Origin of the sequence: Gardnerella sp. KA00718 (assembly GCF_049244285.1) — a bacterium.
Classification (GTDB): domain Bacteria; phylum Actinomycetota; class Actinomycetes; order Actinomycetales; family Bifidobacteriaceae; genus Bifidobacterium; species Bifidobacterium vaginale.
Genome location: NZ_CP058370.1, coordinates 122,163 through 134,435 on the forward strand (window position 1 = coordinate 122,163; position 12,273 = coordinate 134,435).

Consider the following 12,273-nt stretch of genomic DNA (forward strand, 5'->3'; position numbering starts at 1 on the left):
CAGCGAGATTCCAAAATAATTGTGAACCGACCTTAGGACTGATTTTTTCTATAAATTTCTTATAGGCTACGCGCTGCGTATACTAAAAATTGTGAGCATAGAAGAGAATAACGCTGATAGTAATTCAAACAGTAATATAGGCAATACTCCACAAATACTTTCGACTGGTCATATAGTAGGAAAGCCTTCTGGGCGCTTTCAAACGCACGCGATTCCGCTAGATATGGAAGATGTTGAGCGCGATTGGGATAAACCAGTTACGGAAGCTGGGATTGCAGCAAAATCCAGCATTATTATTCGAGTTGGCGCTTTAGGTTTAGGCGCAGGAACTGGAAGCTACCGCGTTCGCGAGCTTATGCACCGCATTGGCGAACCTATGGGTGTAAATGTTCGTGCAGACGTTAATTTAACCGATATTGAGGCTACTTGCACAGATAAGCATGAGCGCATTACCGAAGTTGTTGATCTGCCTACTACTGGCGTAAATACGGAGAGAATTTGGCTTCTCGAACATTTTGCAGATTGGTTTAATGTTAAACTTGGAAACGATTCCTTATACCATTCAAAGGCAGCTGTTTCTAAGGAGTTGGTGGACACTCTTCAAGCTAGCAGCAATGAGAATGCGATTGTTCAAACAGCTAAGCAGTCGGAGGAGCACGCTGCAAAAGTCGAAGAAAAAATGGCAATTCAAGAGGCGATTCGCAAAGAAAAACCTCGTGGAATTTTTGCGCTTCAACCAGAAAGAACGTATGCTGAGCATTTTTCTCACGTTCAAAATGTCAAAAATGTTCAAAATAGCCAAAATAATTTGAATTTAGATCTTAAAAACAATTCCGCCGCTTTATCTAATCAAAATCCCGCTTGCGATTCTTCCGCGCCGCTTACTGTTCGTCAAGTTCACGACCGTCTCGATTTAATTAAAAATCGTAAGCCTCTTTATAAGCCTTGGTTTGCGGGTCTTGCGTCTGCAGTAGCATGCGCATCCTTCGCATTTTTGCTCGGCGGCGGCGCTTACGATATGCTTGGTGCTTTTATTGGAGCTGGCATTGGTCATTATGTTAGAAGACGCATGTTTATGCATCATCTAAACCAATTTGTTGTAACGTTTATTGCTGTTGCTGTTGGCGCTTTGAGTTGCATTGCTTCTCTTCGACTTGTTGGATGTTTTGATCCTGCTGCCTTACACCACAATACAGCTTATATCGGTTCTGTTTTGTTTGTAATTCCAGGTTTTCCTCTTATTACAGGCGGCTTGGATATTGCTAAGATTGATTTTCCTTCTGGCATTCAGCGACTTTGCTACACAATGGCTATTATTCTAATGGGTACTCTTGCTGGCTGGATGGTTGCAAGCCTTGTTCAACTTAATCCCCAAGGCTTTACTCCACTGGGCTTAAATCCTTGGCTTAATGCTGTTCTTAGAATGATTACAGCGTTTGCAGGCGTGTGGGGATTCTCCGTTCTGTTTAATTCTCCTCAAAGAATGTGTTTCGTTGCTGGAATAATCGGCGCGATTACCGATACTTTGCGCTTAACTATGGCTGATTTTGGTATTGCTGCAGAAATCGCAGCATTTACTGGCGCTTTGCTTGCTGGTCTTTTGGCTTCTGCTTGGCGATCTGTAGTTCATAGGGGTTGGGCGCCTCAATATTTGGGCTATCCGCGTATTGGTCTTACTGTTCCATCTATTGTGATTATGGTTCCTGGACTTTATATGTATCGCGCAATGTTTTATCTTGGACAGTTTAATACTCTTCCTGCTTTAGATTGGACTTTCCGCGCGTTTATGGTGATTATTTGCTTGCCATTAGGACTTGCTGTTGCGCGAGTTATAACAGATAAAAGCTGGCGATACGACATTTAGTAATATCGAAAATAAACAAAATAGTATAAACCTAAACAAAAACGCCCAGCGACTACTGGGCGTTTTATTTGTATGCAATCAAGCAAGAATTAATCAGATTTAATTATTGCTAATCAATATTGCTAATCAGTACTTCATGTTCATTGCTTCTCGCACTTGATCAAGTGTTTCTTGCGCAATCGCAGCAGCTCTTGCATTTCCATCGTGCAAAATATCTCTCACAGCGTCCATATCTTTTGCCAATTCCGCACGACGCTCGCGGTGTGGAGCAAGGAAGTTGTTTACAGATTCAATAACATACGCTTTTAGTGCTCCTGCGCCTGCGTCACCAATTTCTTGCGCAATATCTTTTGGATCTCTGCCTGTAACCAAACCAGCAGTAGTCAAAAGCGCAGAAACCTGTGGGCGAGCCACTGGGTCGAATGTAATTGTGCGCTCAGAATCAGTTGGGCTTTTCTTAATCAGCTTCGCTGTTTCTTCTGCAGTTGCGCCTAGCATAATCGAGTTTCCGTAAGACTTACTCATTTTGCGTCCGTCTAATCCTGGGATTTCTGGCGTATCCGAAAGAATCGCAGCTGGCTCTGGGAAAACAGGATTCTTCTTTGCGTATCTCTCATTAAACCTACGAGCAATCGTGCGCGTAATTTCAATGTGTGGCAAATTATCTTTTCCAATTGGCACAACATTTGCTTTGCAGAACAAAATATCGCAAGCTTGATGCACTGGGTATGTAAGCAAAAGTCCTGTTAAAGCATGACCAGAAGCCTCCATTTCGGCTTTAACAGTAGGATTTCTATGCAATTCGGCTTCTGTAACTAAAGACAAAAATGGCAGCATAAGCTGATTTTCTGCAGGAACAGCGGAGTGTGTAAAAATCATTGTTTTCTTAGGATCAATTCCAGCAGCCATATAATCAAGAACAAGATTTAGTACATTATCTTCTACGTGTTCAACAGTGTCTCTATCTGTAATCACCTGATAGTCTGCAATAATCACGTTTGTGTTTACGCCAAGATTTTGCATTGCGACACGCTCACGTATCGAACCGAAGTAGTGTCCTAAATGAAGTCTTCCTGTTGGTCTATCTCCTGTGAGCATAGTAAAGGAGCTAGGATTTGCTTTTAGCTTCTCAAGCGTTGCGTCTGAACGTTTTTGAGCTGCTACAAAGCTTGCACTTATTTCATTTCCAGCAGCCGTAACTTGTGCTTCTTCTGACATTTCTAACTCCTTACGCACGCGATTTTTCTTGCGATTTTTAAGCTTAAAAATATGGCTTTTATCGTAAAAGTCCACTCAGACAATATACTCGGTTGCGGCACAGTGGTACGCTCTTGTGTGATGAATTGATTGTTTCGGTAAATTAGAGGGGGTCAGATGGGCCGCGGACGACAGAAGGCAAAGCAACAGAAAATTGCCCGTAAGCTCAAATACCTGACGACCGATACGGATTATGACGAGCTTGCTAAGGAGCTTAATACTCACGAGCCTGGTCAGGGATCCTTCGATCCGTTTGAATCTGATAATTATGATGAATCTAAAGATTATCTTGATAAGGAAGAAGATTCGTCTGATTTTGCTGATGATAGCGATTCTAAAGACGCTAATGAAGAGCAAGACTCGTGCGATTCTGTTCCTTGTAACGATGACGATTTAGACGATTACGCTAAGTGGGCTGCTGAAGCAGCTGCGTCTGCAGCCAATAAAGATAAATCGTCCGGCAATTCTGGCACGGTCCACCACCATATTCCTATGCCTATGCCGAATTTTATGCATAAGAAGTAATTTAAAAATAATAAACAAGTAATTGTTGAATTAAATTGTTGAATTAAATTATTCTCATGCAAGAGATTTTGTGAGTTCGGGCAGCAGATTGCTTAGGTTATCTCGCTCTCCAATTGCACTTATGTTGCCAATTTGCTGCTCGTAATTCCATTTTGTTATTCCACAGGAAAGCCGCAACCAAACATCTGGGTCTAGTTCTATAACATCAGGCGGCGTTAGATTGTGTGGATCTGATTGTGGACCTTCTAGGATTTTTATAGCTCCCCAGGGCGCTACTCTTACCTCTACAGCAAATCCAGGCGCTATTGATTCCAAAACATAAAGAGAATACCTAACAGCCATTGCTTCATCATCTCTACTAACTTCAAGAGTTTTGCTGTTAATACATGTGAAATTTTCCTTATCTTGCAGAGATTTCACATACACCTTCGCCTTATTTTCCCATAATTTAAATGATTCTTTAGCGCGATTTATATCTTTTTCTCTTATAACCGTCATATTTGAATTATCTCATGAATTACATGACTATTATCTGTATTTTTAGTAGCGTTTTATTAAAGCTAAATCAAAGCTAGATAAAAGTTTAATAAAAGTCATATTGTGAATAATTCTTAATAAGTGTTTGGGGTTGTGATATCATCAACAATGAAAACGTGTGCATTGCCGCGTACCGTCTTGTTAAGTGCAATTTGGCGCGGCTACAACCAACATAATCAGGGGTTGCTATTCGCACATTTTAGGTAAATATATTATTCACGGCACAAGGAGTCAAATATGACTAAACACGTCGCGCCGAAAGCCAAGACAACTGCGGCGACATTTGCCAAAGAACTTCAAGAACATCTGAAGTACACTCAAGGTGTCACGCCAGAACAGGCCACTACGGCTGATGTGTATGTTGCCGCTGCTACCGCGGTCCGTCGCCACTTGATGGACTCTTGGATGCAGACCCAGCATGACATGATTAACGGCAACACCAAGGCTGTGGGCTATTTGAGCGCAGAGTTCTTGATGGGCAAGCAGCTTGAGAACGCTTTGCTTAACGCTGGTCTTACTGACCAGTTCAACAAGGCTGTAACTAAGCTTGGTTTTGATCCAAAAGCTGTTATCGATGCTGAGTATGAGCCAGGTTTAGGTAACGGCGGTTTGGGTCGTCTCGCAGCCTGCTTCATCGATTCGCTCGCCTCTATCGGCGTGCCAGCATTTGGCTACGGCATCCAGTATCGTTACGGAATTTTTAAGCAGCGCTTCGACGAAGATGGTAAGCAGGTAGAAACCCCTGATTACTGGCTTAGCAACGAAGAGCCATGGGGTCACATCGATTACGGTCGAGATCAGCGCGTTAACTTCGGCGGCGAAGTTGTTGAAGAAAACGGTAAGCGCGTTTGGAAACCAGCTTGGTCTGTTCGCGCAGTTCCAGTTGATTACATGGTTCCAGGATACAACTCTGGTCGCGTAAACACTCTTCGCTTGTGGACTGCAAAGTCTTACGACGAATTTGATTTGCTCACCTTCAACAAGTCTGAGTACTTGGATGCTGTTAAGCCACAGGTTGCAGCAGAAAACATTTCTAAGATTCTTTACCCAGAAGATTCCACTCCAGAAGGCAAGGCTTTGCGTCTTGAGCAGCAGTACTTCTTCGTAGCTGCTTCTATTCATGATGCTATCCGCGTATTCTATCCAGGTCAGGATAAGCCGGATCTCACCACCTTCCCAAGCAAGATCAACTTCCAGTTGAACGATACTCACCCAGTTATCGGTATTCCAGAGCTTATGCGCGTTCTTATGGACGAGTACGGCTACGATTGGAACACCGCTTGGGGCATTACCACCAAGACCTTCAACTACACTTGCCACACGCTTCTTCCAGAAGCTTTGGAAGTTTGGCCAGCAAAGCTTATTGGCGAACTTTTGCCACGCCACCTTGAGATTATTCAAGGCATTAGCGAGCAGTTCCGCAATGAGCTTCGCGGTAAAGGCGTTGCTGAGGATCAGGTTGAGCGCATGCGTATCGCTACCGACGCTGACGAAAATGGCGAAGGTGCTGTAGTTCGCATGGCTTACTTGGCTACCTACGGTGGTTCTTATGTTAACGGTGTTGCTGAGCTTCACTCTGAGTTGTTGAAGGATGTCACTTTGAAGGACTTCTCCAGCGTTTACCCAGATAAGTTCAAGAACGTTACTAACGGCGTAACTCCTCGTCGCTTCGTGCGCTTGAGCAACCCACGCATGTCTGCCCTTATTACTGAGGGCTTGGGCACCGACGCATGGCAGGGTGATTTGGAGCTTCTTGAAGGTTTGAAGCCATTGGCTGACGATCCAGCATTCGTTAAGAAGTTTGCTGAAGTTAAGAAGCAGAACAAGCTTGCCTTTGTTGATTTTGCAAAGCACAAGTATGGCTTTGAAATCAACCCAGATACTATGTTTAACACCATTGTTAAGCGTTTGCACGAGTACAAGCGCCAGTCCATGAAGATCCTCCAGGTTATCTCCACATACGCTGGAATCAAGAATGGCACAATCGACGTAGACAAGATGCTTCCACGCACCGTGTTCTTCGGCGCTAAGTCCGCTCCAGGCTATGCTATGGCAAAGCTTACGATTCAGCTCATTAACAATGTTGCTCGCGTTGTGAACAACGATCCAGCATGCAAGGGCAAGCTCGCAGTGTTCTTCCCAGAGAACTACAACATTGAACTTGCTATGAACTTGATTCCTGCAACCGATTTGGATGAGCAGATTTCTCAGGCCGGTAAGGAAGCTTCCGGTACTGGTAACATGAAGTTCGCTTTGAACGGTGCTTTGACTGTTGGTACTCTCGACGGTGCAAACGTTGAGATTCGTGAACGCGTTGGCGCTGAGAACTTCTTCCTCTTTGGTATGACTGTTGACGAGGTTGAGAAGCTCTATGCTGAAGGCTACGATCACGGCGACTCCCGCAAGTACTACGAGTCTGATCCTCGATTGAAGACTGCTGTAGACATGGTTGCTGACGGCACATTCTCCAATGGTGACAAGAGCGCGTATGAGCCACTCGTTAATGATTGGCTTACTCACGATTACTTCATGGCAATGGCTGACTTTAGCTCTTACATGGATATTCAAGCTCAAATTGAGGAAACTTACCGCGATCCTATGAAGTGGGCTCGCATAGCAGTTTTGAACGTAGCCAACTCTGGTTACTTCTCTTCTGATCGCTCTATCGAAGATTACCTCGATCGCATTTGGCACACTGGCGCTCTTCCAACTGCTGAATAATTATGTAAAAGCATTTTAAAAATTGCTTTAATAAAAAAGGCTGTGACTAGCGTTTGTTGGTCACAGCCTTTTTTATTTATAAAAATAATTAAAAATAAATATCAAAATAAAAAAAAAAATAAGGTGTGAAACTATGCACTATAAGTGCAGAACTTCACACCTTATATAGCTAAAAATCTGAGTATAAGAATTTTAATTCTATCTAAGCCTCAACTGGCTTAGCTACTTCAGATTCTTCCTTATCTGTTTTTTCAGCACCTAAATCGATTGGTGAAGAGCTGTTCTCCCATGGCTGCTCCCATGGATCATAATCAGGATTATGCTGCTTGTATACATACAATGCTGCAATACCTGCGAGCAGTGCTCCAAAGAGCAGTGCAAAGAACTTCCAACCGCCAGAGGACCTGTTCTCCATGATGGCTCCTTTCGTCAAGCTGACCTGCTCGTCCAAGTCAACAATTTATATCGAGTTTCACTCGCGTACTCACTATCATAGTGATTTTTTTCAATACTCGCATCTTTTTTATCATATAGATTGGTTACAAATATTTAAACTTTGTGTATGCGATTAGATAATGTTATTTTATGAACAATTTTGATGTAAAAAATATTATTAGGCGTTTTAAGATTAATTGCAAAAGCGCTACATATTCACTCATTTATATTTGTGTGTTTGTTTGGCTTGTTGAAATTATTCTTCATACTTTTTCGCCAAACTTGTATCAAGTACTTATTGAGAATACAGCATTTTCTCCATTTTTGATTAAAAAATCTATTTGGACTTGGTTTACATCTATGTTTGTTCATTCTCCTGGATTTAGCCACATATTTTTCAACATGCTCTGCTTATATTCTCTCGGAATAGAATTAGAGAAATTCTTTGGCAGGTGGAAGTTCTTCTTCCTATATGCCATTTCAGGACTAGGAGGATGCGTTGCAACCCTACTTTACTGCAGAATGACGGGAAACTGGTTCTTGTCGGCTTATGGTGCATCAGGTGCAATTATGGGGCTTATAGGGGCACTTCTTGTAGCTCAATGGAGACTCGGTGAAAATACTCGAGGAACTTTGATATGGATTGCTTTAACTCTAGCTATGCCTATTATTATTCCAAATATTGCTTGGCAGGCTCATGTTGGTGGTCTTATCACTGGAACAATTTTGGCTACTTTGCTTGGAGTTAATAATCCGATTCTTAAAAAAGCATCTTTTAATGAGCGTTTTGCTATATATTCTTTACTGATTCTTATTGTGCTCCTATCTATTTGCATGTTATGCATATGCTAATCAACTTTAAATTACACGTATGTAGTTCTCCACAATTGTGGACACAAAAGTGGATAACTTGGGTATAACATGGGAATATCTGCTCATGTTATCCACAATGTTGTACACAAACGTTGATAACTCAGTCTTTTAAAACCTGTTAACAAGTGCATAAAAGTTATCCACATTTTTTATAAATTGTGATTTTCTCCAATCTTAATAAGAAATAAAATTATGCAATCTAAATTCAATCATCCAAAACATCTAGATCCACAAAGCCAAGAAACACTTGATTTTATTAAGGAAAATCAAGCTGCTAACCCTAAAGATGCTGCTTTAAAAGCATCTAATAATCCCAAAATCAATGTTTTATTTGCCGTTAATCAAATAAGCGGAAAACAGATTGCAAAAACAAAACTGCCTAATTGGTATATGAATAAACAAGTAATATATCCAGCTCACATTTCGATGGAACAATGTTCATCGCAAGCAACCGCACAATATAAGGCGCAGATAGTTCATAATCTTATAAAAGATAATAACTTAAACAAGTCTAACACTACACTAATTGATTTAACTGGCGGATTTGGCGTAGATTGCGCAATAATGAGCAAAGAATTCAGTGAATCTATTTGCGCAGAAAAACAAGAAGAATTATCTGCTATTAGCCAGCACAATATGATTGTAATGGGATTAAAAAATGTTCATTGCGTAAATTGCACAAGCTCTGAAGTATTAAATAACGTAAATTCAGCTACCATTATTTACATTGATCCCGCAAGACGCGACCAAAAAGGATCCAGAACATACGCTATAGAAGATTGCACTCCGAATGTTATAAACCTAAAGTCACAGATGCTAGATGCTTCAAAATTTGTGATTATAAAACTATCCCCAATGCTTGATTGGAGAAAAGCTATATGTGATTTTAACGGAAACGTTAGTCAGGTACACATAATTTCTCACAACAATGAATGCAAAGAATTACTTTTAGTATTGGACGCAAATTTACATAACATTATTGAGATTCATTGCGTTAACAATGAAAATATTACTGTTTTTTGCGCAAAATATGATTCGTCTTTACACAAGGTTGAAGAATCTTACGAGATTTCAAATAATGTCACAAATGTTATGGAAAATTGGAGAAATTTAGCTAAATATGTTTATGAGCCAAACGCATCTATTATGAAAGCAGGATGTTTCAATCTCTTAATACAAAAATATGGTGTTTATCAAATCGCAAGCAACAGCCACATTTTTATTTCAGAAAATTGTAACTCTGATTTTCCTGGAAAAATTTGGAAAATAGAAGGAGTCTGCAGCATGAATAAAAAAGAAATCAAGCAAATTATTTCAGACTTAGAGTACGCGAATATAGCCACGTACAATTTTCCAATTAGTGTTAATGATTTGAAGAAAAAACTTAAATTAAAAGATGGTGGTACAACTAGAATTCTGGCTACTACGGATAGTAAAAACCAGCACGTAATTATTAGAGCAAGTCAAGTAACAGATAAACAGATAATATACAATAAATAAATTAATGGCTGCGCACTCATGCACGCAGCCATTAATCAAGATTTAAAAAGTTCTATTAACTTTTTATCTCCAGCACATTGTCATTAAGAATCCAGCCATAACCAAGCATGCTGCAATCAAAAGATTAAATGCTCCAATTCCAGGAATTGGTAGAGAAGGATTCAGGTAGTAAACAACCGCCCAGAACAAACCAACAATCATAAGCGTGCAGAAAAGCGGAACAAACCAACCAGCATTAGCCTTTGTTCCTTTAATTGACTCTTCAACTCTACGAGTATTTTCTTCTTGACGCTTCATCATTCGCTGTATCTGCGGAGACAAAGAATCTTTGTCCGCAGTCGCATTCAGCACAGCTTCAACCTGCTCCATAGGCACGCCATACAAATCTTCTTTAGAAGATTCTTTTGCTTCGCCAGCATCGGCAGATGAAGCAGCATTCAATGTGTTTAATTCTTCGTCAGCCATAACAGTAACTCTCCAATCAATCGGCTACACGCTATAATAATAGTTACACTCGAACGCAATAAGAAGACTGGATGCTATGGCTAGACAAACAGGTAAACACAGCGCTAAAAAATCGCTGTTAGGAAGCATTGCTGTGGCATTAGCTATCTCTTTTACAGGATATTTATTTATTACTAACTTGCGTATTAATCGTACAGCGTTTGTTACATCAGACACCGGTCAGATGGTAGAAAGAAATTCTCAAAGAGCAAAAAGTTTAAGAGAAGATGTTAAAGAGCTAGATTCACAGGTAAATCTTCTAAACAAAACTTTAACGAATAATACAAATGATGCAGATTCTTCCGACGATACTGGTGCTAGCACAATACTCCCAGCAATACAGGGACCTGGAATTAGTGTTACACTAAACGATTCACCACTGTGGAAAACAGCCGTAAACGGGTCTGGAAGCTCCGCAAACATAAATGACTACGTAATACACCAACAAGACATAGAAGCGGTGGTAAATGCCCTTTGGAGAGGCGGAGCAGAGGCAATAACAATCCAAGACCAACGCATACTATTCAATTCTGCTGTTGTTTGTATCGGAAATGTGCTTATGCTACAAGGTCATCAGTACTCGCCACCGTATAGAATATCTGCTATTGGCTCAATCGAAGACATGGTAGATGCGCTGGATGACTCTCCAGCAATTCGAACATATAAAGACTATGTCAGCGGTTTTGGGTTGGGATGGAAAGTGGAAAAAAAGAGTAATCTAAAATTCGCAGAATCTTCTGCACTTTTACAGCCGCTACGATATGCTTCGGTTCCAAAAGATGCCGATTTTATTAGTAGTAATATTTCGCCACAACACCATTCCAACAGGCAATAAAGGAGTAACATGAAGCGTTCTAACAATATGCACGAACGTAGCGAAACTAAACACGGCAAAACCAGTATTATCTGGCAAGCAGTTGGTGTTGTAGGAGAACTTCTTATTTCTTTCGCTGTTATTTGTGCACTGTATATTGTCTGGCAGATGTGGTGGACGGGTGCACAAGCTGAACATATACAAGTTGAAACACGTCAATCTGTTTCTTGGACAAACCCTGCTGCTGGTCCTAAAACAAAAATTGCTCTTCCTCAAGTAGACAATCCTCCTAAATTACAGGGCGTTAAACATGGAGATCTTCTAGCACGAATCTATATTCCACGCTTCGGTGATCAATGGGAGCGTAATGTTATTGAAGGTGTAGATATGGAGATACTTAATCGTCGAGGATTAGGTCATTATCCTAAAACTGAGTTGCCTGGAGAAATCGGAAACATTACAATTATTGGTCACCGCAATGGTTATGGTCAGCCTCTTGCGGATGTTGATAGGTTCCAAAAGGGAGATTCTATTATTCTTCGAACTAAAGATTATTGGTTCGTTTACAAATACATTACTCACAAGATTGTTAGACCAGAACAGGTTGAGGTTCTTGACCCAGATCCAATAAACCATAGTAAAGAGCCAAAGAAACGCATGATCACCATTATTACATGCGAACCTAAGTTCTCTACACCTAAGTTCCGCTTTGTTAGCTTTGGAGAGCTTGACTATTGGGCTAAAGTTTCTGACGGTATTCCAAAAGAGCTTTCTACTTTAGATGAAAACGGAAAAGTTAAGTTTGTTAATAACGAGCAACAATCTTTGATCTCTCATCTCGATTCGCTTGTTCCGCTTATGATTGTCGCGCTGATAGTTTATTTGATTATCTTTGCTGCTGGAGCTATTGCATGGCAGTGGCCATTAAGACGCGAGATTAAAGCAGGTCTAAAGCCAAAGCCTGAATTCAGCATCTTTGGCGGACTCATGAGGCTACAGCCTGGAATTCTTCCAGTGAGATTAATTCTCTCCTTAATTATCTACCTAATATGCATTATGATACTTATGCAATGGGTATACCCGTTTGTTTCGGCAAATATACCATTCTTAAGAGAAATGTCTGCATACACAGCAACGCCTTACTAAAGGGTAAGTAGATAATAAGTAAGTAGATAAGATTAATAAATAATAAAAATCAGGGTTAGGATGATTTCTTAACCCTGATTTTTTCGTATAAGATTAG

Annotated in this window: 11 protein-coding genes; 7 read left to right on the forward strand and 4 right to left on the reverse strand. The window is 40.7% G+C overall.

Annotation, left to right across the window (positions count from 1 at the left end; genetic code table 11):
- Positions 1–91 precede the first annotated feature (91 nt).
- Positions 92–1,864: a threonine/serine ThrE exporter family protein gene (locus HXT55_RS00460; protein ID WP_004116483.1), complete on the forward strand. Its 1,773-nt coding sequence runs from the start codon at positions 92–94 to the stop codon at positions 1,862–1,864.
- Positions 1,865–1,990: 126 nt separating this feature from the next.
- Here HXT55_RS00460 and trpS read toward each other — a convergent pair whose 3' ends face one another.
- Positions 1,991–3,082, reverse strand: coding sequence for a tryptophan--tRNA ligase (gene trpS / locus HXT55_RS00465; RefSeq protein WP_101891685.1), 1,092 nt, complete (start codon positions 3,080–3,082; stop codon positions 1,991–1,993).
- A 156-nt stretch (positions 3,083–3,238) separates the two neighbouring features.
- Between trpS and HXT55_RS00470 the strand changes: the two genes are divergently transcribed.
- On the forward strand, positions 3,239–3,646 hold the full coding sequence (locus tag HXT55_RS00470) for a DUF3073 domain-containing protein (protein ID WP_004113981.1): 408 nt from the start codon (positions 3,239–3,241) through the stop codon (positions 3,644–3,646).
- A 54-nt stretch (positions 3,647–3,700) separates the two neighbouring features.
- On the opposite strand, the gene HXT55_RS00475 is transcribed toward HXT55_RS00470, so the two are convergent.
- Complete coding sequence (locus HXT55_RS00475; RefSeq protein WP_020759672.1) at positions 3,701–4,144, reverse strand: sterol carrier family protein; 444 nt, start codon at positions 4,142–4,144, stop codon at positions 3,701–3,703.
- Between the two features lie 276 nt (positions 4,145–4,420).
- On the opposite strand from HXT55_RS00475, the gene HXT55_RS00480 reads away from it, so the two are divergent.
- The gene (locus HXT55_RS00480; protein WP_421792223.1) at positions 4,421–6,904 is read left to right on the forward strand and encodes a glycogen/starch/alpha-glucan phosphorylase; all 2,484 of its coding nucleotides are present in this window, start codon (positions 4,421–4,423) and stop codon (positions 6,902–6,904) included.
- A 202-nt stretch (positions 6,905–7,106) separates the two neighbouring features.
- Here HXT55_RS00480 and HXT55_RS00485 read toward each other — a convergent pair whose 3' ends face one another.
- Complete coding sequence (locus HXT55_RS00485; RefSeq protein ID WP_004113993.1) at positions 7,107–7,319, reverse strand: hypothetical protein; 213 nt, start codon at positions 7,317–7,319, stop codon at positions 7,107–7,109.
- Between the two features lie 170 nt (positions 7,320–7,489).
- Between HXT55_RS00485 and HXT55_RS00490 the strand changes: the two genes are divergently transcribed.
- Both HXT55_RS00490 and HXT55_RS00495 read left to right on the forward strand, forming a co-directional pair.
- A complete protein-coding gene (locus tag HXT55_RS00490; protein WP_004116470.1) occupies positions 7,490–8,191 on the forward strand; it encodes a rhomboid family intramembrane serine protease in 702 nt (233 codons plus the stop codon).
- Positions 8,192–8,404: 213 nt separating this feature from the next.
- Complete coding sequence (locus tag HXT55_RS00495; RefSeq protein WP_421792225.1) at positions 8,405–9,712, forward strand: THUMP-like domain-containing protein; 1,308 nt, start codon at positions 8,405–8,407, stop codon at positions 9,710–9,712.
- A 63-nt stretch (positions 9,713–9,775) separates the two neighbouring features.
- On the opposite strand, the gene crgA is transcribed toward HXT55_RS00495, so the two are convergent.
- On the reverse strand, positions 9,776–10,177 hold the full coding sequence (gene crgA / locus HXT55_RS00500) for a cell division protein CrgA (protein WP_004113997.1): 402 nt from the start codon (positions 10,175–10,177) through the stop codon (positions 9,776–9,778).
- A gap of 76 nt (positions 10,178–10,253) precedes the next feature.
- Here crgA and HXT55_RS00505 point away from each other — a divergent pair, with 76 nt between their 5' ends.
- Both HXT55_RS00505 and HXT55_RS00510 read left to right on the forward strand, forming a co-directional pair.
- Positions 10,254–11,051 carry a DUF881 domain-containing protein gene (locus HXT55_RS00505; protein WP_004113998.1) on the forward strand — a complete coding sequence of 266 codons (798 nt, stop codon included), beginning with the start codon at positions 10,254–10,256 and terminating at the stop codon, positions 11,049–11,051.
- 9 nt (positions 11,052–11,060) lie between these two features.
- On the forward strand, positions 11,061–12,176 hold the full coding sequence (locus HXT55_RS00510; RefSeq protein ID WP_421792227.1) for a class E sortase: 1,116 nt from the start codon (positions 11,061–11,063) through the stop codon (positions 12,174–12,176).
- Positions 12,177–12,273: the final 97 nt, after the last annotated feature.